General features: G+C 59.6%; 20 protein-coding genes and 1 other RNA gene. 13 read left to right on the plus strand and 8 right to left on the minus strand.

Annotated elements, in window-relative coordinates; translation table 11 throughout:
- Positions 1-130 precede the first annotated feature (130 nt).
- Both FJU08_RS08820 and FJU08_RS08825 read left to right on the plus strand, forming a co-directional pair.
- Positions 131-892: a 3-deoxy-manno-octulosonate cytidylyltransferase gene (locus tag FJU08_RS08820; protein ID WP_268932130.1), complete on the plus strand. Its 762-nt coding sequence runs from the start codon at positions 131-133 to the stop codon at positions 890-892.
- Positions 889-1758: a prephenate dehydratase gene (locus FJU08_RS08825; protein WP_141148643.1), complete on the plus strand. Its 870-nt coding sequence runs from the start codon at positions 889-891 to the stop codon at positions 1756-1758. Before FJU08_RS08820 ends, FJU08_RS08825 begins: the two co-directional genes overlap by 4 nt.
- 293 nt (positions 1759-2051) lie before the next feature.
- Here the strand turns inward: FJU08_RS08825 and nudC are convergent, their stop codons facing one another.
- Both nudC and FJU08_RS08835 read right to left on the minus strand, forming a co-directional pair.
- Complete coding sequence (gene nudC, locus FJU08_RS08830) at positions 2052-3008, minus strand: NAD(+) diphosphatase (RefSeq protein ID WP_141148644.1); 957 nt, start codon at positions 3006-3008, stop codon at positions 2052-2054.
- Complete coding sequence (locus FJU08_RS08835) at positions 3005-3418, minus strand: HIT family protein (protein WP_141148645.1); 414 nt, start codon at positions 3416-3418, stop codon at positions 3005-3007. The genes nudC and FJU08_RS08835 overlap by 4 nt, the downstream gene beginning before the upstream one ends.
- A 260-nt stretch (positions 3419-3678) precedes the next feature.
- Between FJU08_RS08835 and ffs the strand changes: the two genes are divergently transcribed.
- The 4 genes from ffs (at position 3679) to FJU08_RS08855 (ending at position 6814) form a co-directional block, all read left to right on the plus strand.
- Positions 3679-3775, plus strand: an RNA gene (gene ffs, locus FJU08_RS08840) — signal recognition particle sRNA small type.
- Positions 3776-3942: 167 nt separating this feature from the next.
- Positions 3943-5838, plus strand: a complete 1896-nt coding sequence (locus FJU08_RS08845) for a DNA polymerase III subunit gamma/tau (RefSeq protein ID WP_141148646.1) — start codon at positions 3943-3945, stop codon at positions 5836-5838.
- Between the two features lie 30 nt (positions 5839-5868).
- A complete protein-coding gene (locus FJU08_RS08850; protein ID WP_141148647.1) occupies positions 5869-6192 on the plus strand; it encodes a YbaB/EbfC family nucleoid-associated protein in 324 nt (107 codons plus the stop codon).
- Between the two features lie 10 nt (positions 6193-6202).
- Entirely contained in the window at positions 6203-6814 is a 612-nt protein-coding gene (locus FJU08_RS08855; protein WP_141148648.1) for a LysE family translocator, read from the plus strand.
- A 6-nt stretch (positions 6815-6820) separates the two neighbouring features.
- Here the strand turns inward: FJU08_RS08855 and FJU08_RS08860 are convergent, their stop codons facing one another.
- Positions 6821-7291, minus strand: coding sequence for a MarR family winged helix-turn-helix transcriptional regulator (locus tag FJU08_RS08860; RefSeq protein WP_235890640.1), 471 nt, complete (start codon positions 7289-7291; stop codon positions 6821-6823).
- Between the two features lie 105 nt (positions 7292-7396).
- Between FJU08_RS08860 and FJU08_RS08865 the strand changes: the two genes are divergently transcribed.
- The 3 genes from FJU08_RS08865 (at position 7397) to FJU08_RS08875 (ending at position 11098) form a co-directional block, all read left to right on the plus strand.
- Positions 7397-8344 carry a quinone oxidoreductase family protein gene (locus FJU08_RS08865; RefSeq protein WP_141148649.1) on the plus strand — a complete coding sequence of 316 codons (948 nt, stop codon included), beginning with the start codon at positions 7397-7399 and terminating at the stop codon, positions 8342-8344.
- Between the two features lie 48 nt (positions 8345-8392).
- On the plus strand, positions 8393-8998 hold the full coding sequence (recR, locus tag FJU08_RS08870) for a recombination mediator RecR (RefSeq protein WP_141148650.1): 606 nt from the start codon (positions 8393-8395) through the stop codon (positions 8996-8998).
- A gap of 177 nt (positions 8999-9175) precedes the next feature.
- On the plus strand, positions 9176-11098 hold the full coding sequence (locus tag FJU08_RS08875; RefSeq protein WP_141148651.1) for a mechanosensitive ion channel family protein: 1923 nt from the start codon (positions 9176-9178) through the stop codon (positions 11096-11098).
- A gap of 258 nt (positions 11099-11356) precedes the next feature.
- Here the strand turns inward: FJU08_RS08875 and FJU08_RS08880 are convergent, their stop codons facing one another.
- The 4 genes from FJU08_RS08880 to FJU08_RS08895 form a co-directional block, all read right to left on the minus strand.
- A complete protein-coding gene (locus tag FJU08_RS08880; protein ID WP_141148652.1) occupies positions 11357-12778 on the minus strand; it encodes an alanine/glycine:cation symporter family protein in 1422 nt (473 codons plus the stop codon).
- A 164-nt stretch (positions 12779-12942) separates the two neighbouring features.
- On the minus strand, positions 12943-14646 hold the full coding sequence (locus FJU08_RS08885; RefSeq protein WP_141148653.1) for an alpha/beta hydrolase: 1704 nt from the start codon (positions 14644-14646) through the stop codon (positions 12943-12945).
- A 42-nt stretch (positions 14647-14688) separates the two neighbouring features.
- Positions 14689-15612, minus strand: coding sequence for a patatin-like phospholipase family protein (locus FJU08_RS08890; RefSeq protein WP_141148654.1), 924 nt, complete (start codon positions 15610-15612; stop codon positions 14689-14691).
- A 171-nt stretch (positions 15613-15783) separates the two neighbouring features.
- Positions 15784-16803, minus strand: a complete 1020-nt coding sequence (locus tag FJU08_RS08895; protein WP_141148655.1) for an LLM class flavin-dependent oxidoreductase — start codon at positions 16801-16803, stop codon at positions 15784-15786.
- Positions 16804-17244: 441 nt separating this feature from the next.
- On the opposite strand from FJU08_RS08895, the gene FJU08_RS08900 reads away from it, so the two are divergent.
- On the plus strand, positions 17245-19062 hold the full coding sequence (locus tag FJU08_RS08900) for an AsmA family protein (RefSeq protein ID WP_141148656.1): 1818 nt from the start codon (positions 17245-17247) through the stop codon (positions 19060-19062).
- A 22-nt stretch (positions 19063-19084) separates the two neighbouring features.
- On the opposite strand, the gene FJU08_RS08905 is transcribed toward FJU08_RS08900, so the two are convergent.
- Positions 19085-20500 (minus strand): helix-turn-helix domain-containing protein, encoded by a 1416-nt coding sequence (locus FJU08_RS08905; protein ID WP_141148657.1) that lies wholly within the window; start codon positions 20498-20500, stop codon positions 19085-19087.
- Between the two features lie 250 nt (positions 20501-20750).
- Here FJU08_RS08905 and aceA point away from each other — a divergent pair, with 250 nt between their 5' ends.
- The 3 genes from aceA to FJU08_RS08920 all read left to right on the plus strand — a co-directional run bounded on the left by aceA (position 20751) and on the right by FJU08_RS08920 (position 22932).
- Complete coding sequence (aceA, locus tag FJU08_RS08910) at positions 20751-22040, plus strand: isocitrate lyase (RefSeq protein WP_141148658.1); 1290 nt, start codon at positions 20751-20753, stop codon at positions 22038-22040.
- Positions 22041-22100: 60 nt separating this feature from the next.
- Positions 22101-22364, plus strand: a complete 264-nt coding sequence (locus FJU08_RS08915; protein WP_141148659.1) for an SMc00767 family acetate metabolism repressor — start codon at positions 22101-22103, stop codon at positions 22362-22364.
- A gap of 157 nt (positions 22365-22521) precedes the next feature.
- Positions 22522-22932, plus strand: coding sequence for a DUF805 domain-containing protein (locus FJU08_RS08920; protein ID WP_210245218.1), 411 nt, complete (start codon positions 22522-22524; stop codon positions 22930-22932).
- The last annotated feature ends 6 nt before the right edge of the window (positions 22933-22938 follow it).

The raw sequence follows: 22938 nt of genomic DNA on the forward strand, positions 1-22938 counted from the left end.
CGCCCGGCCCCTCAACCGGTGTCCCTTGCAATCTTATAGAACCTATGTCTTTTGATGCAGCGATGCAACGGCCATGGACAAGGAGCGCGTGAAGCGCCCTGGCTCAGACCACAGAAACAAGAGACATTCCGTGAGCAGTAACCTTTCCGACGAAACCATCATTCTCATTCCGGCCCGCATGGCTTCGACCCGGCTGCCCAACAAGCCGCTGGCCGAAATCGACGGCAAGCCGATGATCGTTCAGGTCGCCGAACGCGCCCGCGAGGCCGGCATGGCGCGCGTGGTCGTGGCCGTTGACGACGAACGGGTCTACAACGTGATCGCCGAAGCCGGCTTCGAGGTCGTCATGACCGGCAAGCACCATCAGTCCGGCTCGGACCGTATCTATGAGGCCTTGAAGAAAGTTGACCCGGAAGGCCGCGCCAAGACGGTGATCAACGTACAGGGTGATCTGCCGACGATTGATCCGAACACGATCCGTGCAGCGCTCAGGCCGCTTGAAAACCCGGCCGTCGATATCGCGACGCTGACCGTGGAGATTACCGACGAGTACGAAAAGACGGCCTCGCAGGTGGTCAAGGTTGTCGGCGCGCCGATCGGCGCCTACCGTCTGCGTGCCCTTTACTTCACCCGTGCAACCGCGCCCTGGGGTGAAGGTCCGCTCTATCATCACATCGGCCTTTATGCCTATCGCCGTGCGGCCCTGGAGCGCTTTGTCTCACTGCCACGCTCCTTCCTGGAAGAGCGCGAGAAGCTGGAACAGCTGCGCGCACTGGAACATGGCATGCGTATCGATGTCGAGATCGTCAACACCGTTCCGCTCGGCGTCGACACGCCGGAGGATCTGGAAAAGGCGCGCGCCATCCTTGAAAACCGGGACATTTCGGAATGATCACCAAAACCAATCGCATTTCATTCCAGGGTGAGCATGGCGCCAATTCGGACATGGCCTGCCGCGACGTCTATCCCGATATGGAGCCCTTGCCCTGCAAGACCTTCGAGGATGCTTTCCTGGCGGTTGAAAATGGCGATGCCGATCTGGCAATGATCCCGATTGAGAACACGCTTGCCGGCCGTGTCGCTGATATTCACTACCAGCTGCCGGATTCACGCCTGTTCATCGTCGGCGAATATTTCATGCCGATCCGCTTTCAGCTGATGGCGCTGCCGGGTGTCCAGCTTGAGGAAATCCGCACCGTTCACAGCCATATCCACGCGCTTGGCCAGTGCCGCAAGATCATCCGCCGCAACAAATGGAACCCGGTGATTGCCGGGGACACGGCAGGAGCAGCCATGCTGGTGCAGGAAAAGGGCGACCGCAGCATGGCGGCGCTCGCACCCCGGCTTGCATCCTCGCTTTACGGTCTGGATATCCTGGCGGAAAATGTCGAGGATTCGGAAAACAACATCACCCGCTTCGTCATCCTGTCGGACAAGGAAAAATGGGCCGTCGCCGGCCCGGACAAGAAGATCGTCACCACTTTCATCTTCAATGTCCGCAATATTCCTGCAGCACTCTACAAGGCGCTCGGCGGCTTTGCCACCAACGGCATCAACATGACCAAGCTGGAAAGCTACCAGATCGGCGGGCGCTTCATCGCAACCCAGTTTTATGCCGATATTGAAGGCCATCCCGACGAACCCGCTGTCGCGCGGGCGCTGGAGGAGTTGCGCTTCTTTTCCGAAAAAGTGCGCATTCTCGGCGTCTATGAAGGTCACCCGATGCGACGCCAGCTCCAGGCAACGGGGGAAGCCTGAAGCTGGCGCAGACCACCTCCAAGCGGGAAGGCGGTCTGAAAGCGTGCTGGCAAGCCATCCGTAATGGATGCGGCAGACCGGCAAGGGGTGAGGCGATTACGGACGTCAGCGACAATTTCGCCATTTCCGTTCACCCCTGAACACCTGTTGCAAAAATCGCAGAAGATCATGACGAAAAATGTCCCGAACCTTGATTGTTTCGGGACATTTATTTTTATTTTTCAAAAAGTTACTAGATATGAAAAGGCCTTGTCCGCGCGGCGCGAAAATCCGCAACGCGCGCCAGCCAAGGATCAGGCCGGCCAGTCGATAAAATCACGCATCAGCCGATAGGCGATCGCGCCTTCCGGCGGCGCATTGATGCCGTCAGGATGCCTGTCTTCCAGAATGGCTTTCAGTTCATCGCGCGAGAACCAGCGGCAATCTTCAAGCTCGGATTCATCGCGGGTGATGTCAAAGCTCTCCGCCTTGCCATAGCAGCCCAGCATCAGCATATGCGGCATCGGCCAGGGCTGGGAGGCGTGATAGCGCACCGGACCGACGCGAATGGCCGATTCCTCGAAGGTTTCGCGGCGCACGGCATCCTCCAGAGTTTCGCCGGGTTCCAGAAAACCGGCAAGGCAGGAATAGCGCCCCGGCTCGAAGCGCGGCGAGCGACCAAGCAACACACGGTCGCGTTCCTCATCCACCACCAGCATGATCGCCACCGGATCGGTGCGCGGAAACATCATATGACCGCAGGCCGTGCATTGCCGGCGAAAGCCACCGGCTGCCCCCTCGCTCGGCGCACCGCAGACACCGCAGAAACGATGATTGCGGGTCCAGGCAGACAGGCTGCAGGCCAGCGCGAAAGCGCCGAGCGTCGCCTCGTCGAACAGCCCCTCGGAATACATCGACCGCGCGCTTGTGGCCTTCAGATGCGCCGGCAGTGCCGCCGGGTCGAGATCAAGATCGATGGAAATCAATGGCGCGCCGGAAGGTGCGTGGCCGATGAGAACGGCGCTTGAGCGATCCGGCGACAGATCAACCAGTTCGTAACGGGCGAAATAGGGGTCAAGCACCTGGCGTTCGTGCTTGACCACGACCTTGCCATCGGCAAAGGCAAAGAAGCGCGCTTCGGGATCGGCAGCGGCCTTTTGCAGGGCATCTTCTCCACGATGTTCAGAATCACGAATGATCCGGCAGCCGGCAAAGGCCGTCAGCGCACTCGCATCACGGTGCGGCCCATAATTTTCGAAGAGTGGTGTCATTTGCTCGACAGAGCCTCCAGAAATTGTCGCGACAGCGCATCCATATCCTCCGGCGCGCGTGCCTTGGCCTCGCCATAGCCCCAGATCGGACCCGGCCAGTTTGTATCACCCTCGAACCGGGCGACGATATGAACATGAAGCTGACGGACGATATTGCCAATGGCCGCAATATTGATTTTCTCCGCGCCTGTCATCTGTTTGAGCGCCGCTGCCGCCTCGTTGATTTCAAAGGTCAGCATGGTCTGGTCAAGCGGCGTAAGGTCGAAAATCTCCTCAACATCCTGACGCTGCGGCACGGCAATCAGCCAGGGCCAGCGCGCATCACGTGAAAGTCGTATCTGACAGAGCCCGAGACAGGCGACGAGAACGCTGTCCTCGGCCAGACGCTCGTTGATTGTAAACCGCTCCATGCCCCTCGCGCTCCTTCACTCCCGTTCTTATTCGCGCCGGCCGCTCCCCCCCGGAAACGGTAGACCGGCAGTGACCCTGCTCGTCTCGCCAAGGCTTTGGATTGATTGAACCACTGCGACGGCAGCCGATCAAGCAAATAGCGATATGGCGGCGCCGAACAGCCGCCAATTCGCCCCATTGCGGGCCCCGGCCTGTCAATCCCAAAGATTTTTCCACTGAACGCTTGCATTCAACAGGCAAATTGCCGATATGTGCCGCGGGAGGTTGGTGGTGGACGAGCCACTCGCCAACCGGGTCAGGTCCGGAAGGAAGCAGCCCTAACGAGCCCGGCACGGGTCGCCGTGCCAGCCTCCCACCTTGTCAAGCCGGGCGTTGAAACTTGCATTTCCCTGTCGCAATTCACGCTCAGCTCTGCCAGACTACCTGTCGGGCCGGCCGACGCTGACATGCGCCTCGGGCCGCTGGACAGGCCGGCAACCGGCCTTTTGGCCCGGGAACAACAGGAACCTGGCGACGGTTGAGAATGGGCGAAGACAAAACCACGGACACGACCAGCACGAATTCTTCCGCCGGCGGATATCGCGTTCTTGCGCGTAAGTACCGCCCCAAGGATTTCTCCGATCTCATGGTCGGTCAGGAGCCGATGGTCAGAACCCTGACCAACGCCTTTGAGACCGGCCGCATCGCCCAAGCCTATATGCTGACGGGTGTGCGCGGCGTCGGCAAGACGACGACGGCCCGTATTCTCGCCCGTGCTCTGAATTACAAGACCGCAACCATCGACCGGCCGACAATCGCGCTTTCCGAGCTTGGCGAACATTGCCAGGCGATCATGGACGGCCGCCACGTCGATGTGATCGAAATGGACGCCGCCTCTCATACCGGTATCGATGACATACGCGAGATCATTGATCAGGTGCGCTACCGGCCGAGCATTGCGCGCTACAAGGTCTACATCATCGACGAAGTGCACATGCTCTCGACCCAGGCCTTCAACGGCCTTTTGAAGACGCTTGAAGAGCCGCCGGAACATGTGAAATTCATCTTCGCGACCACGGAAATCCGCAAGGTTCCGATTACCGTTCTGTCGCGTTGCCAGCGCTTTGACCTGCGCCGCATTCCGGCCGCCGATCTGGTAAGGCTTTACACCACGATCTGCGCCAAGGAAGGCGTGACCATCGAGGACGATGCCGTCGCCATGATCGCCCGCGCAGCCGAAGGTTCGGCGCGTGACGGCCTGTCGCTGCTCGATCAGGCCATTTCCCATGGCGGCGGACATGTAGAAGCAGCGCAGGTGAGCAGCATGCTCGGCCTTGCCGACAGGGCGCGCATCGTCGATCTGTTCAGCCATATCGTCTCCGGCGATGTCACCGCGGCGCTGGCGGAATTCGAAGCACAGTATGAAGCCGGGGCCAATCCGGTCATCGTGCTGACGGATCTTGCCGATTTCACCCATCTGGTGACACGGCTGCGTTATGTGCCCGATGCCGGTTCTGATGTTTCGCTGAGCGAGGTCGAGCGCGAGCGAGGTCTTGAATTTTCAACGACAGTGCCTGTTTCGGCGCTGTCGCGCATCTGGCAGATGCTGCTGAAAGGCATTCCCGAGACGGAAAATTCCGCGCGCCCCTATGGCGCCGCCGAAATGGTGCTGATCCGGCTTGCCCATGCGGCTCACCTGCCCTCGCCGGAAGATGCTGCCCGCCGTTTGCTGGCGCTTGAAAATGGCGAGGCCACAGCACCGCCGCGGCCCAATGGCAGCACAAAGGCAGGCGCGACCGGTGGCGGTGGCGCGGCAAGCGCCGTCTCATCCGCCAGCACGGCTGCGCCCGCCCGCCCCTCCGCCACCGTGACCATGCTGCGCCCGGACCGCAATACCGTCGTCGTGCCGGAAATTGCGGTCAGGCCGGAACCGGAGCCGGAACCCGTTGCCCCGCCGCCACCGTCAGAGCCTTCGCGCAAATTCAACCTGCGCAATCTCCAGGATGTCTGCGACCTGTGCAGCAAGCACCGCTCGATCAAGCTGCGTGCCGAAATTCGCAATTTTGTTCATCTGGTGCGCATGGAACCGGGCCGGATCGAGGTCAATCTCGAAGAGGGCGCGCCGCGTTCGCTGACCCAGGAGCTGGGATCGAAGCTGAAGGAATGGACCGAGGAAAGCTGGTTCGTTTCCATCAGCAATGACCAAGGCCAGCCGACACTCGTCGCGGCAGAAGCCGCCGCCCGCGAGGCGCTGTTCCGCGATGCCCGCGCCGATCCCGATGTGATTGCCATTCTCAAGACTTATCCCGGCGCGGTGATCCGCGATGTGCGCATCCGTCCGGGCGAAGAGAGTACGGAACTTGAAGAAGGTGCACCGGACGCTGCCGTCAACGAAGACGGTGATGTGCTGCCCGGCGACGATCTTGACGACGACAACTGACAACAGAAAAACACGAAGCAGGAGATTTTCATGCGCGATCTCATGGGCATGATGGGCAAGATGAAGGAAATGCAGGCCAAGATGGAGCAGCTGCAAAGCGACATCGCCGCAATCGAGGTTGACGGCGTTTCCGGCGGCGGCCTTGTCAAGGTCAAGATGACCGGCAAGGGCGAACTCATCTCCATCAAGATAGACCCTTCGCTTCTTTCCGAAAGCGAAGGCGAAATCCTCGAAGACCTGATCGTTGCCGCCCACCGCGATGCCAAGGATCGCGCCGAGGAAGCCGCTCAGGAGATGACCAAGGAACTGACCGCCGGCCTGCCGATCCCGCCCGGCATGAAGCTTCCTTTCTGAGGCAAGAGCCATGACAATCGCAGCGCTCGCCCTTTTCGCCATTACGCTTGTGGTCGCCGCCGGCTCGCCGGGGCCGAGCGTTGCAGCCCTTGTGGCCCGGGTTCTCACCCGTGGCGCGAGAGACGTGCTGCCCTTTCTGGCAGCCATGTGGCTGGGTGAAGCGCTGTGGTTGACGCTTGCCGTCTTCGGCCTTGTGGCCATTGCCGAGCGCTTCCACGATATCTTCGTCGTGATCAAATGGGCTGGCGTCGCATATCTCGCCTATCTGGCCTGGAAGATGTGGGTGAGTGACCCTCAAGCCCATGGCGAGGACCTGCCGCAGGCAACCTCACCGATCAAGATGTTCCTGACCGGGATGAGCGTGACGCTCGGCAATCCCAAAATCATGATGTTCTATGTCGCCCTTCTGCCAACCATCATCGATCTCAACCGCGTCAGCGTGCTGGGCTGGGCCGAACTGACGGTGACACTGCTGCTGGTACTTGCCTGTGTCGACCTGTCCTGGGTCTTCATGGCGTCGCGGGCGCGGCGCCTGCTTAAAAGCCGCCGCGCCATGAAGATCGCCAATCGGGCCAGCGCCGGTGCCATCGCCGGTGCGGCCGTGGCGATTGCCAGCCGCTGACGGCTGTCATGTCGCTTCTGGCGTGCCGTCTCGTATTGCATCGGCAAAAAGGCACAGCATCCGCTCGAAATCCGCAACATCTGCGTCACTCCAGCCCGAAAACAGCGCGGCCATGAAACGGTCGCGCGTCGTATCGATCCTCGCAAGCATCGCGCGCCCTTCTTCACTCAGAAACGCCTCGCGCACCCGGCGGTCCTGCCTGCCCGCCCGCCGCTCGGCCAGACCAAGCGCCTCAAGCTTGCCGATCTGGCGGCTGACCGTGGTGTAATCGCGGCCGACGCGATCAGCGAGTTCGACAACGCCGATTGGCCCGTATCGCCCGGTCAGAACCAGAAGCGGGAACAACGCCCGATCAAGATCAATGCCGGCCGCCTCAACCATCCGCTCATCGCGGTCCGGCCTGTTCATCACGCCCATGATATCAAGAATGGCACCATGAATGGCACGCATTCGCGCGACATTGTGTGTATTTTGCACATTTTTTCCTTGCAGGCTTCCAAATTCGAAACTATGTGTATTTTGCACATTTAAAAGATTTCGCCAAGCAGGCAGTTCGCACCACTGAAGTGGAAGGAAGACCCCATGAAGGCAGCGAAAGTCACCGGGCCCGACAGCCCTCCCATTCTTTCAGAAAGACCGCTTCCCGAGCCGTCTGACGGCCTCCTTCGCATCCATGTCAGCGCTTCAGCGATCAGCCAGGTCACCCGCAGTCGCGCCGCAGGTCGCCATTACAGCGCCTCAGCCCATTATCCTTTTGTCCCAGGGGTCGACGGCGTTGGCCGCACAGAGACTGGCGCACGAGTCTATTTCCTCTTTCCTCAAGCGCCGCATGGCAGTCTGGCGGAGATGACGCTGGCCACGCCGGACAATCTCATCCCCCTGCCTGACAGCATTGATGATGTGACCGCCGCCGCGCTCGCCAACCCCGCCATGTCCTCCTATGCGGCACTGACTGAACGCGCACGGATCCAGCCCGGCGAAACCGTGTTGATCAATGGCGCCACCGGCACATCAGGTCGTCTCGCAGTCCAGATCGCACGCCATCTCGGCGCCTCACATGTCATCGCCACGGGCCGAAACGCCAGCGCTCTGCAGGAACTCAAGGCGCTGGGCGCGGACCGAACTGTCAGCCTCGCCCAGGCCCCTCAGGCTCTTGCAGCCGATATCGGGGATGTTTTTTCAGCCGGCATCGATATCGTTCTCGATTATCTCTTCGGGCCCAGTGCCGAGACCATTCTTGCGGTGGCATCAAAATTTGCTCATCCGCTCCGCTACGTCGAAATCGGTGCGATCGCTGGCGCTGAAATCACCCTGCCGGGGGCATCCCTGCGCGCATCCGCCATCACGATGATGGGCAGCGGCTTCGGCAGTGTCGCACCGGAACGGCTGCGCGCAGCAATTGTCGGCGTGTTCGCGGCCTTCAAGCCGGCTGGCCTTAAAATTGCGACAACAACATTCCCGCTAGAACAGATCGAACAGGCATGGGCGAGTGACAACCCCACAAGCCGAACGGTGATAACCGTGGGCTGACCAAAGCGCCCCCTTTCATTCGTTGCAGAACCGCTCTATTTGAAGGCCATGGCAAAACGAGTCACCGGCCCTGAAATCGAAAAACTGATCCAGCTCCTGGCCAAGGTTCCGGGGCTTGGCCCCCGTTCGGCCCGGCGCGCGGCGCTGCATCTGATCAAGAAGCGCGATCAGCTGATGGGGCCGCTTTCAGGCGCGATGCAGGATGCCTATGACAAGGTCAAGATCTGCTCTACCTGCGGCAATGTCGACACGACCGATCCCTGCACCATTTGCACCGATCCGACCCGCGATCATGGCCTGGTCATCGTTGTCGAGGATGTCGGTGATCTCTGGGCGCTGGAACGCGCTGGCGCCATGAATGCCGCCTATCACGTGCTCGGCGGCACGCTGTCGCCACTGGATGGCATCGGCCCCGAGGACCTGACCATTGCCGCCCTCATCAATCGGGTGAAGGATGGCGCGGTTCGCGAACTGATCATCGCCGTCAATGCCACGGTCGAAGGTCAGGCGACCGCCCATTACATCACCGATCAGCTCGACGGGATCGACGTGAAGATCACCCGGCTTGCCCATGGCGTGCCGGTGGGCGGCGAACTGGATTATCTCGATGAGGGAACGCTGGTGGCAGCGCTTCGCGCCCGCACCTCACTGTGAGCCCGTCACCCAGACCGGGACCATTTCTGACCCATCTTTGGTAAATCACTGAAAACGCTGTGTCTGGCATTTTCACCTGTGTTTTTTTCGTTAAACTCTTACCTGTAACAATGCGCGGACCTGCATCAGGGTCTTTGCAGACAAGAAGACGTGAACGGATTACCGGGGGAGAAGCTCTTGCCAGCAACCATTTCATCCATTTGGCCGGGTAACCTGCTGCTTGCTGTCCTTGCATTCATGATCTGGCTGCTGCCCTGTCCACCGATCCATGCCGAAGACCTCCTCGTCGCCCAGGCCGCCACAGCCGAAACCGACGCCAAAACCGAAGCAGCCCTTAAGATCGACGATCACAGTCCGCTTTATCGCCAGATGATCGGCAACCCGATCTCGCCGCCAGACACCAGCTCACCACGGGCAACGCTGGAGAGCTTTCTGCTGATCATGCATGAGGCCAACAGCGAGTGGATCGCAGTGCGGAATCACTTCTTCGACAGCAAGGAATTCTTCCTCTCCGGCGCCGAACGCAGCAAGCTGACCCAGGTCCGCGCTTTGCTCGACAAGGCCAGTGAAACCCTGGATCTGTCGCAGATACCCGCCACAGCCCGTGATCGCGCTGGTGTGGAGACCGTGCTGCAGCTTCAGGAGATCCTTGATCGCATCTACCTACCATCGCTTGAAGATGTTCCCGGCGAGAGCCCCGATGCCGAGGCAAATGCATCGGAAAGCGACAGCGCCAGCCTGCCTGAGCGCTGGAAGATACCGGGAACCGACCTCGTCATCGCCAAGCAGACTACGGGCGAGGATGTGGGCAAATATCTCTTCACCACCGATACGGTCGGCCGTATTGGCGATGATTATAATCTCGTCCGCGCCCTGCCTGTGCAAGCCGATCACGGCGAAGATCTTTATGACTATTATGTCTATACGCCGGGCAATCTGGTCGCGCCTAAATGGTATGACTACATCCTCAAAGGTCCCAAATGGCTTCAGAACAAGAGCCACGGGCAAGCCGTCTGGCAATGGATCGGCCTCGTTGCGCTGTGCGGCCTCTTTGTCATGACTATCGTGCTTTATACACGCTGGCGGCGGATGCGCGCCATCCCGCTGAACCAGTCGCTGCGCCAGCTGCGCCATGTCGTGCAACCGGCGCTGGTCATTATCGCAGCCAATCTGTTCCGCTATCTGTGCGAGGAACAGATCAACATCACCGGGCCTCTACTGCAATTCACCACAACGGCAACCTCCGCCATTGTCTGGGCCTCCTGCGCCTGGCTCACCTATCAGATGTTGCAGCTTTTCTATCTCTGGGCAGTGCGTAGTCAGGCGATCACCCGCACCAGCCTTGATGCCAGCCTGGTGCGTACCGGCTTCCGCGTGCTTTCCTTTGGCGTCGCCATTCTGATTGCGGGTTATGGCGCAACCCGGATCGGCATTCCGATCTATGGTGTTGTCGCCGGTCTCGGCGTCGGTGGTCTCGCCATCGCGCTGGCCGCCCAGCCGACGATCGAAAACCTGATCGGCGGCGTGATCCTCTATACTGATGGGCTGGTCCGGGTGGGTGAGTTCGTCTCCTTTGCCGATGTATCCGGCACGATCGAGGAGATCGGCATCCGTTCGACGCGGATCCGCGCACTGGACAGGACGCTGATCACCATCGCCAATTCCGATCTCGCCAAGACCAAAATCATCAATTACAGCCAGCGCGACGTCTTCCTGTTCCGCCATGCCATCGGCCTGCGCTATGAGACCAGCAATGCGGCGCTGACAGCGATCTGCGAAAAGATCAAGGCGATGCTGGAGGAACACAAGGATGTGCGCCCGGACCCCTTGCGCGTGCGCGTCGTCGGCTATGGCGATTTCTCGATCAATATCGATGTTTTCACCACCGTACTGGCCTCAGATATGAACGCTTTCCTGGCTATTCAGGAGGAGCTGCTGCTGTCGATCCGCACCATTGCCGAAGAAAACGGCAGCGGATTTGCGTTCCCTTCCTCCACGCTCTATCTCACCCGTGACGATGGCGTCGGCGAAGAACCTGACTTCACAAAGGACGTCGCAACGGAAACCGAAGCCGAGGCCCCGCCCAAGGCAACCTCATGAGAAAAGCCGGCGGTTTCCCGCCGGCCCAGAGCGCTGACAGACCTCGCCCCCTTCGCTGACGTCGTGCCTGTGCTTGGTCCACAGGCATCCAGCGTCCTCGCAACGAAAGACTCCGCCTATTCAACGTCTTATAGATATGGATCCCCGTGACAAGCACAGGGATGACGACGGCGCGCGCGGCGGCTCCACCCCAAACAGGCAAGCTGAAGGCCGGTCACAAATGACCGGCCTTGCCTATCCTTTCAACGTCAAAACAGCTTACTTTGCGTCCGGCCAGGCGGTCGGATCGGTATCAAGATCCGGGAAGTTCTTCGGATCGAAGACCGGACGATGATTGCCTGCGGCAAGCTGCGCGCGGAAATCATTGATCAGCCGCAATGCGATCGGGAACAGCATCATCATCGCCAGAAGATTGACGATGGCGAGCACGCCCATCATCGGATCGGAGAAATTGAACACCGCCGTTGCGCCCGGCGCCACAGCGCCAATGAAGACAATGACGATAACGGCAAGACGGAGAATATGGGTCGCCACCTTCTTGCCTGTCATGAAGGTCAGGGCATTCTCACCGAGATAGTAGTTGTAGATGATCGACGAGAAAGAGAACAGGAAGATCGCCACCGTCAGATAATATTGCGCCCAGCTGCCGACATGGCTGACCATGGACTGCTGGGTAAGGGCGACGCCATCGACATTTTCCGCACCCGGCTGATAGACATCGCCGAGCAGAATGATGAAGGCGGTGCAGGAGCAGACCACCATCGTATCGATGAAGACCGAGAAGCTCTGGGTGATGCCCTGGCTGACCGGATGGCGCACATAAGCCGTCGCGGCGACATTCGGCGCTGAACCAAGACCTGCTTCGTTGGAGAACAGACCGCGACGCAGACCATTGGCAACCGCCGCCCCGACACCGCCGGCAACCGCCTCACGAATGCCGACTGCATTGGCAACGATCTCCCAGATCACCGCCGGCAGCGAGGTGATGTTGAGCAAGATGATCAGCACCGCCATGGCGATGTATCCAAGGGCCATAACCGGAACGATGATATCCGAGGCCTTGGCAATGCGATGAATGCCGCCATAGATAATGCCCCCGGTGATGATGGCAAGGAAGATACCGGTGGCGAAGCGCGGGATGCCGAGGCTGTCAGCGGCAGCACCCGCAACGGTATTGCCCTGGAAAGCATTGAAGCCGATAGCGAAGGAGGCAATCAGGCAGATTGCATAGATCACGGCCAGCCAGCGATAATTCCTGCCAAGGCCGTGAATGATCGCAAAGGCAGGACCGCCTCGGTAATCCCCGCTTGGCATGGTGCGCTTGAAGGCCTGGGCCAGCGTCGCTTCGATCAGACCTGAACACATGCCGATCAGGGCAATGACCCACATCCAGAACACAGCGCCCGGCCCGCCGGCTGTGATAGCAACGGCAACACCGGCAATATTGCCGCCGCCGACGCGGCCACCGATCGAAACAAACAGCGCCTCGCGTGCACTGATCTTCGACGGATCTCCGTCCTCATCGCCGAACAACACACCGAACATCCGCTTGAAGAAGCGGAACTGAACGAATCCGGTCGAAATTGTAAAAAACACACCAAAGATCACCAGAAACGGGACAAGCGCCCATCCCCAGGTCAAATTATTAATGGCGTCGAAAATGGTATTGAAAAAATCCATGCACTTGTCCCCTTGTAACGCACGAACGGCCAATAGGCATCCGACTGCGGACTTACTTTTTTATGAGAGTATTTCCTCGCCCGAAAGCTCGTTTATTGGCCTGTTTTACAGCGTAGCAGACAAACGCTAGCGCTCTCCATTCTCGAGAGCAAGCTCTACCAATCTCAATTCAGACCCATTGTGGCCTGTGTCGCCGCATCGGGCGCCTTGCAGCCATAGACCTCGCCCCAGCGGCATACATCTTTAAGTTCGCGGGTCTTTTCGTCCGACCAGTCCGGCGGATTCAGGATTTCCAGCCAGGCATCGATATAGTCGCGCGCGACGTAATTATGACCGTAACCTTCAGGTAACGCTTTGGAAAGTGCCATATCGACCGCAAGCTGAAATTCTGTGACGATTGGAAAATATCTGAGTTTTTCGGATACGTCGGGCGCAGGCGGCTCACGCATCCAGCGCGGCTTGTGGAAAAACGAGTCCGGCTCGAAAAAGACAATCGGATCGGAAGCATATTGCAGGAAAATGATTCGCGTTCTGCCCCAGTCGGGGCCCTCGCGGGCGGCCTGAGCATATTGAGAGGCGAAGCGAACCACTTCTCCCGTGCCGATCTGCGGCAGGACATAGGGCGACCCCGGATCACGGCTATCAACAGTGCGGTTCCACAAATCCGACGGAAAGGGCGGCCCGGCCCAAAGCGCGCCATCAACCGGCTCGTTGATCATATCAAACATATCGAAGGAATACATGGACGACCAGGCGCCGAGGCTGATCCCGTGCATATAGAGCTTGGGACGATGATCGGCCGGCAGGCTGCGCCAGTAATCATACACGACCCGCATTGTCGCGGTTGCCTGATCCAGCCCGGTGCGGGTTTCAAAGATCAGCGCCAGCGGCGACTGCAGATAGGAATATTGCACGGCAACGGAGGCCGCATCACCGTTTTCGATATATTCAAATGTATCCAGCGCACCCGGATCGAGCCAGCCTGTACCTGTCGGGCTCATCACCAAAAGCGCCTTGCGGTCAAAGGCTTTCAGTCGGATAAGCTCTTTCAATGCGAGTTCTGCCCGCGCCATCGGATCATCATCCTGAGAGCGCCCGACATAAACGCGGATGGGCTGTTTCGCCGGCGTGCCGGAAAAGGCAGCGATATCGGAGCTGTTCGGCGCCCCGGTCACATAGTTCCGGCCCGGCTGCCCCATTGCCGCCCAGCTGACAAGCGAGGCGGCACTGCCGGCAATCATCGGGTCGGTTGGCTGCGGCGGCGCCGTCTCGAACAGATCCTGCGCCGTCTCGTAGCTATTGTCGAGAAAATCGATCACCGCAGGCAGCACCCAGTCGCGCGAGGCGAAAAAACTGACGAAGAGTACGATCACCAGCCCAAGCAGGCTCGCCGCACGCGGACGCATGATCCGGTAGAGCCGGAAGCGCAGCAGGTCGAAGACCCGTTGCACAAGCGTTCCGATGACAAACAGAACGGCGAAGATGACAATGGCCAGACCGAGAATGCCGAAATAGGCCGTGTTTTCGACCGGCTCCATGCCAACCCGCAGACGCACCGAATTCTGCCAGTCCGGTGCCATCGCCATAAAGACGATCAACAGGATGAGCGCCAGCACAAGGATACCAACGCGCAGATAAAGCCGCAGCGCGCCGCGTGGCTCCCAAAGTTCCATGCCGCGCCAGACCGACACCGTCAGGCGGCCGATCATATAGCCAATTGCGGTAACAAGCCCGGCCAGCGCCCCCTGAACAGCATAGCTGCGCGGAATCAGCGACGGGGTGAATGAAAAGGCAAAAAAGACCAGTCCCAGCGCCAGCGAAAACAGGCTGATTGACAGGAAACTGGCTTGATTGTCGTCGTCCGTCACTGCTCTTCCCTCTCACTTTGCGCCGTATTTCTGCGCGAACCGTTATAGTTCCAGAAGTGCCGCAACCTTGTGTTTGAATGCATCGCGGCCCGTATCGGCAGCCGTCAGAATTGCTTTCACGTCAAAAAAGTCCATCGTTGCGAACTGACCGACCGGCGGGGCGACATAGAGATCCGGCCCTCCGCATTTCAGCTTTTCAAGCACGATCGACCGCTGGGTGATGCTAAACGAGCCCGCCCAGGTCTCCAGCGAACCGGGAATATCGGTCCCGTCGCGCGGAAGCGATCCCGTCACATCGATCCCGACGGTGACATAACGCTCGCTGTCGAGCACATCAAAAGGCGTCGGATTGACGAAGCCGCCATCAATCAGAACCTTGTCGCCGATGACGACCGGCGTCAGAAGCACTGGCAGCGCCGCCGAGGCGGAAATGGCCGGCAGCAATGCGCCACTTTCCAGAACAGCCTGGCTCTGGCGATAGAAATCGGTTGCAACCACACGGAGCGGGATTGAAAGGCCAGAGAACATCTCCGGCAGAACAGGCGGCAGAACCGCCTCGAACAGGACTTGCGGATCAATAACGGCTGGTCGCATGAGATTGAACAGCGAGGCCCAGGTATTGGTGCCGTTGAGCAGGAGTTTGCGCAACAGCGGCTCTTTCTCGTCAAACAGTTCCAGCGTGCTTTCGCGGATTTCCCTGCCGCTCATGCCCGCAGCGTAAAGCGCCGCCATGATGCCGCCCATGGATGTGCCGGCAAGCTGCGCCGGACGCACGCCCATCTCGTCCAGACATTCCAGATAGGGGATGTGGGCAAAGCCCTTGGCCGCGCCGCCGCCAAGCGCCAGCGCGATCCCATTTTTCTTGGCAACCGGAAGCGGCACCTCCTCGGCCCTTGACCGAGACATGGCTCCACTGGCCACCACGGCAGCACCAGCAGCCATCAGAAAATCGCGTCGCTCAAACATATCGCCTTGAAACCAATTAAAGAAATGCCTTTCGACTATAGTAAGCAGCTTTAGCGGAGGCAAGCACCCTGCAGGCTGGAACTATAGCTGAAACACGTCTTCTATATTGATTTCACAGCAAAAAACGAAAAGCTGGACTATTTTTGACTGTCGATCGGCCCGATACTGTCTTTAGCGCCAGCCAAGGCCAGGTGCGACATATTTCAGGATCGCTTCGATGACATGGGCATTATAGGCAACGCCAAGCTGGTTTGGCACGGTCAGAAGCAGCGTATCCGCCTCGGCAACCGCCTCATCACCTTTCAGTTCCTCAATCAGCCGGTCCGGTTCGGCGGCATAGGATCGCCCGAAAATCGCCCGCGTATTCTCGTCGAGATAGCCAATCGAATCCTGACTGTCGCCGCGACCGAAATAGGCGCGGTCCATATCGGAAACGAGTGCGAAGATAGAGCGGGAAACGGAAACCCGCGGTGTGCGGTTATGTCCGGCCTCCTTCCAGGCAGCGCGATAGGCGCGGATCTGGTCGGCCTGCTGCTTGTGGAAGGGTTCGCCCGTCTCATCGTCCTTCAGGGTCGAGCTTTGCAGGTTCATGCCAAGTCTGGCCGCCCAGACAGCGGTCGCATTGGAACCGGCGCCCCACCAGATACGCTCACGCAGCCCCTCGGAATGGGGCTCCAGACGCAACAGGCCTGGCGGATTGGGAAACATCGGACGCGGATTGGGCTGGGCGAACCCTTTGCCCTGAATGACATCGAGAAACACTTCGGCGTGACGGCGGGCCATGTCGGAGGCATCCTTGCCCTCCTCGGGCGCATAGCCGAAATAACGCCAGCCATCGATCACCTGCTCGGGTGAACCGCGTGAAATGCCAAGCTGAAGCCGCCCATTGGCAATCAGATCGGCAGCGCCGGCATCTTCAGCCATATAGAGCGGATTTTCATACCGCATGTCGATGACACCCGTTCCGATCTCGATCGTGTTTGTTTTGGCACCGACAGCAGCCATAAGCGGAAAGGGCGACCCCAGCTGGCGGGCAAAATGGTGAACACGGAAATAGGCGCCATCGAGACCGAGTTCCTCGGCGGCAACCGCAAGATCGATCGACTGCAACAAGGCATCCTGCGCCGAGCGGGTGCCCGATTGCGGCGAATTCTGCCAGTGGCCGAAGGAGAGGAATCCGATTTTCTTCATGGCAATGGGTCCGCGCTTGTCAACATTTTCGCCTTTCATCGCATGATGCGGCGGCCTTCGGCAACGACTGACCACGTCACCTGCGGTAAACACAGCGTCACCGGACATAGAGCGCCCGGCAAGGGTCAGTGCGGCTGCATTGCGACATCATGGCGCAATCTTGCCGAAATCGGCACTGCTGTGGGCTGCAGATCATGTGACACAGCGCCTGCTACCGGCCGCCCACGTCATTCATAAACATATTTTTAAAAATCAAACCAAAAACCTATCTATTTGTATTACACTCATATTCCTGTCTTTTCATGGCCCGTTTCCGCCGGCTCAGACGCGCAGTGCACGACCGACAGCCCCTGCGGCCATGTTTGCGCCAAACAACAATTTCCTATATCCGCGTGATAGCGGGCCGCTTCAGGGCTGCATACCGATTCTGCGAAAGAGCCCATGACAACAAAGAAAACGGCAGAAAACAGCAAAAAGGTAGGGAGACTGCCCGCTCTGGCACGCCGGCGCGGCGTCAAGGGCATTCTCGTCGTGATCGTTCTGGCTGGTGTGATGATTTACCACTTTGCACCGGATTTTCTGCCGCAGGACGTCATGAAAAAGCAGGTTGAGGCGACCCTGAGCGACTGGGTCGGCGCCAAGGTTGTTGTCGGTGGTGATGCCGAGATATCCTTTCTGCCGCGCCCCAAGGTGACCGTAACCAGCATTGCAGCGGCACGCCCGGACGGGGCAGGCCCTCTCATGTATGGCAATGCCAAAAGCATGACGGCGCATTTCGGCATTTTCTCGGCACTGCGCGGCAAGGCGGTCCTGTCCGACCTGACGGTCGATGGCGGCGTGCTTGTCATCGAGGATACATCTGGCTCAACCGGCGCACCACAGGGCATGCTGGCCAGGATGGTCGCCAAACCGTCTGGCTCGGGCATCACCAAGGCCCTCGGATCGGTCAAGTTCATCGAAACCAAACTCGCTCTGGACCATCAGGGCAAGACCCAGATCATCAACGGCATTAATGGCGAACTTAAATGGGACCGGGTTTCAGGCCCCGTTTCGGCGACGGGCAGCGCGCTCATCGACGGCACAGCAACCCATTTCGAGATCAAGGCCGACACGCCATTCGCGCTCTTGCGCGGTGACCAGAGTTCCATCTCGCTCAAGGTTTTCGATGATCAGATCACCACAAGTTTCAACGGCCACGCGACCCGCGCCAAGCCCTATTTTCTTGATGGAACCGTCTCGGTCGAAACCAGAGATGTGAAGCGGCTGGAAGATCTGTTGCAGATTCCGATGCCGATGCTGGACAATGTCGTCAGCATGTCCGTCTCCGGCACGCTTGGCCGCAGCGACAGCTCGCTGCGCTTCTCGCCTGCGACTGTCGTAATTGACGGGACGTCCGGCAACGGCATACTCGACATTGCCCGCGATGAGGCAAGCGGCACTCTGCGCGGCATGGCGACGCTGGCCTTTGGCGACGTGAAGCTCCCCAATATCCGCACCACCCTGCCAGGCTGGATCGACGACGTGACCGCCTTTGCCGGGCGCGGCGGCCGCAATGCACCGGCTCTGCCCGCGCTTGATCTGCGGCTCTCGGCGCCAAGTGTCGCGCTTGGCGACATCACCCTCAAAGACGTCGCCGCCAGCATTTTCCGCTCCACAACGCAGACCAGCTTTGATATTGCCGACAGCCAGCTTGGCGAGGGAACACTCTCGGCCCATGTTGGCATTACCGCCGGCAAACAGGGGGCCATACAGTTCACCGCCGACAATGTGGATTCGTCCACCTTCCTCCGCCAGCTCGGCGTCAGCTTGCCAATCACTTCGCCGCATCTGAGCATTGATGCAGCCCTACAGGCACCCGTGCCCTTCTCGGACCTCGATCGCAAGAAAATCAGCGGTACCGTCAAATTTTCCGCCACCGACGGGACGATCTCCGGACTGGATCTGGCACAGCTGTTCAAGCGCGCGGAAACCCAGCGCGCCTTTTCGCTTGGTTTCGACAGCAGCGTCAGCCTCCCCTTCAGCAAGCTCACCGGCACCGCCAGGATTGATGGCGTGATTGTCACGCTTGCTGGCCTCAAGCTCCAGTCGGACATCGGCATCATCACGCTGAGCGGGACGCTCAATACGCTGAACGGTGCCTTCGACATCACGCTCAGCCACGTGACCGACGAGAACACCGGCACAGAACCGGTCGTCGTCAAAATCAGTGGCAATGCGATCGCCGCCCTTGCCATCAGCCAAGCGCCAAAGCAGCCCTGACAGCCCGTGCCCGGAGCATAGGTCAAAAGTCAAAGCGAGACAGGCCGCCTGTCATATCATCAAGCGCCAGCGGCCGCGTGAGAGGAGGCTCTGCCCGCGCGAGACATCCTGGCCGCTCGCAAAGGCGGCAGGCCGGGCCTATTTCCGTCGCGCCGCCCGCCCCTGGCAATGCATCGGCGTAAACCACCTCGTCAGAACGCTCCGCCGCCAGTCCGATGAGAACCGCAGTGCGCCGGACCGGCTCGGCAAAGCCGGCCCTTGGCCCATCCAGCGTCCGCGAAAGCGTGAGATAACCTCCCCCATCCGGCAGAACCGTGCGGGCTATGTCGATCCGGCCTGGAGAAGAAAAAGCATCATAGATGCCGAGTTTTGGACACTCACCGCCAAATTTCTCATGCGGAAAGCCCTTTGCACCCAGACGGCGCAGCACGTGGCCTGCCTGATCGACCTCCATCAGGAAAAACGGAAGGCCCGCATTTTCCGGACGCTGCAGGCTGACAAGCCGCGTCACGGCCTGCTCAAACGACACGCCAAAGCGGCTGCGCAGGAGATCAATGTCAAAGTGGACACGGCGCGCCGCCTCGACAAAGGCACCATAGGGCATCAGCAACGCCAGCGCGGCATAGCGGGCAAGCTCATGGCGCAGCAGGCGGCGCTCCTCGTCGCCCGAAGGTGAGAGCGCCTGAATGGCGGTTTCAAGCGCGGCGGGCATGGCAAGAAACACAGCTTCGATGGCAAGTTCACGCATTTGATCGGCCGGCGACAATCGCCCGGAAATGAACAACCGCATCGTATGACGATCAAAGCGCCGGCTATGGTCGCTCATGACGTCGGCCGGCAGCACCCTGACCGCAATACCATGCGTCTGCCGCAACCATGCCTTCAGCGCCGCCGCCATGTCATCGACCGGACCGAGCGCGTGATGCATTGCCTCGGCCTCGCGATCCAGCGCATCGAAAAACCACGGATGACGGGAAAGCGTATCGCGAACGGCATCATAGGGCAGCCGCGCGGCGGCAAGCTCCGTCTCATGCCCTTCGCGCGCCAGAAGTGCGGCAAGATCCGAAAGCCGGTCGGACTGCTCTCGATAGGCCCGATACAGTTTGACAATGCCGATCGCCGCATTGGGTGCGGCTTCGGCCACTTCAAGCAATTCCTGATCCCCCGGCAACTCCCCCACCAGAAGCGGATCGGAAAAGACCGCCTTCAGTTCCGCCATGGCCCCGCCGCTCTCTCCCCTGAGCGCGGTAATATCGACATCATAGACCGCTGCCAGCTTCATCAGCAACTGCACCGTCAAGGGCCGTTGATTGCGTTCGATGAGATTGAGATAGGACGGCGAAATGGCCAGTGCCTCCGCCATGGCCGTCTGGGTCAGTTCGAGACTGTTGCGAACACGGCGCAAACGCGGCCCGGCAAAAATCTTGTTCTCAGCCACCCTGCACCTCCCAGTCACAGAATGAGACAAAACATATTTCCAAGGATATTTACATAATTTACAAATTAACAAAACACAATTGCAAAGCCTGTGACAACATAACCCGTTTTCCGGCACCGATATTCGCTCTCTTCTCGCAGAAACGCAGCGCATGCTGTAAATATTGTCACATCGAAAACTGACGATGCGCAGTTTCAAAACCCTCTGGATACGGGAGACAGAGGGCGTGATTTTAAGGAGGAGAGAGATCATGACCGATTTTTACAATCTTGTTGAAACAGCCCCTGCCGGCCGCTTTGACGGTATCGAACGCCCCTATGGGATTGACGATGTCCGGCGGCTGCGCGGTTCGGTTCCGATCCGCTACACGCTGGCCGAACAGGGTGCCAACCGGCTCTGGCAGCTCATCCATTCGGAAGACTTCGTCAACGCACTCGGCGCGCTTTCGGGCAATCAGGCCATGCAGATGGTCCGGGCTGGACTGAAGGCGATCTATCTGTCTGGCTGGCAGGTTGCCGCCGATGCCAATACCGCTTCCGCCATGTATCCGGACCAGTCGCTCTACCCGGCCAATGCCGGTCCGGAACTGGCCCGGCGGATCAACAAGACGCTGCAGCGTGCCGACCAGATCGAGACATCGGAAGGCGGCGGCCTTTCGGTCGACACATGGTTCGCGCCGATCGTTGCCGATGCGGAAGCAGGCTTCGGCGGCCCGCTCAACGCCTTCGAGATCATGAAGGCCTATATCGAGGCGGGCGCGGCCGGTGTTCACTTCGAGGACCAGCTGGCCTCCGAGAAGAAATGCGGCCATCTCGGCGGCAAGGTGCTGATCCCGACGGCGGCCCATATCCGCAACCTGACGGCAGCCCGGCTTGCAGCCGACGTCATGGGCGTTCCAACCCTTGTCATCGCCCGCACCGATGCCGAGGCCGCCAAGCTCCTGACCTCCGACATTGACGAACGCGACCGGCCGTTTGTCGATTACGACAAGGCGCGCACGCCGGAAGGGTTCTACCATGTGAAGAATGGCCTTGAAGCCTGTATCGCCCGCGCCGTTTCCTATGCGCCCTATTGCGATCTGATCTGGTGCGAGACGTCGAAGCCGGATCTGGACCAGGCACGCAAATTTGCCGAAGGGGTCCACAAGGTCCATCCGGGCAAGCGTCTCGCCTATAATTGCTCGCCCTCGTTCAACTGGAAGAAAAATCTGGACGATGCGACCATTGCCAGGTTCCAGCGTGAGCTGGGCGCCATGGGCTACAAGTTCCAGTTCATCACCCTTGCCGGTTTCCATCAGTTGAATTTCGGCATGTATGAGCTGGCCCGCGGCTACAAGGACCGGCAGATGGCCGCCTATTCGGAGCTGCAACAGGCCGAATTTGCCGCCGAAGCCAATGGCTACACCGCTACGAAACACCAGCGCGAGGTCGGCACCGGCTATTTCGACGCCGTTTCGATGGCAATCACCGGCGGCCTGTCATCCACCACCGCAATGCATGATTCCACCGAGGCCGCCCAGTTTCAGCCGGCAGCAGAGTAAGACCCGCAAAGCCCCGGCGGGAGCGGGGCCGTAAAACCCTATGGCAAGGAGGAGCAAGCCATGAACCCGAAGATCAACGTCAAGGAAAGAACCGAAACCCAGGGCGCCACCATGAACGCCGAGCGCCAGGCCGCAATCCGCATGATCGCCAATGATCTGCACCGCCTCAATCAATCGGTCATGCGTGCGGTGGAGGCAGGCCTTTCGGTCGAACTCATCCGCTCGGCACGCCATCACGGCGGCAAGGGGAATTGGGGGGACCTGATGGTCCCCGTCATTTTCGCCGACGACACGGCAGAACCCGACGACCTCGAAAAAGTCTGATCCTCCGGGGGTATCCCTGCTGCCCCCGGCAGATCCGGCCGCCACCAAAGGCGGCCGGGTTACCCCTGCATCAATCTGACACTATTCAACGGTACAAAAGCACCATGATCGGCGCTATACTTACCTGTAATTGCCGATGTCAGGAGAGGGGAAACAGATGAGCGATACCACACCATCAGGCCGTGCCCACCGCGTCGTGGGATTTCAGGACGCATTCAAACTTGTATTTTCAAACTACGCCAATTTTCGCGACCGGTCATCGCGGGGCGCGTTCTGGTACTGGGTGCTGGCAAGCTGGATTGTCAGCGTCATCCTGTCGATGATTGACTACGGCCTCCTTGGCGCATCCGATAATGTCGGCATTCTGGGCGGCATCTGGAGTCTTGCCATCATCGTCCCCAATATCGCCATCGGCGCCCGCCGCCTGCACGATATCAACCGCACCGGCTGGTGGCAGCTTCTGGCGCTTACGGTTATCGGCTCGCTCGTTCTGATTTACTGGTTCTGCCAGCCGGGACAGGCCGAGGCAAACCGCTTCGGTCCGGACCGTGAAGCCGGGCGCGACTGAGGCTGT

It is taken from the genome of Martelella alba, assembly GCF_006516955.1.
GTDB lineage: Bacteria > Pseudomonadota > Alphaproteobacteria > Rhizobiales > Rhizobiaceae > Martelella > Martelella alba.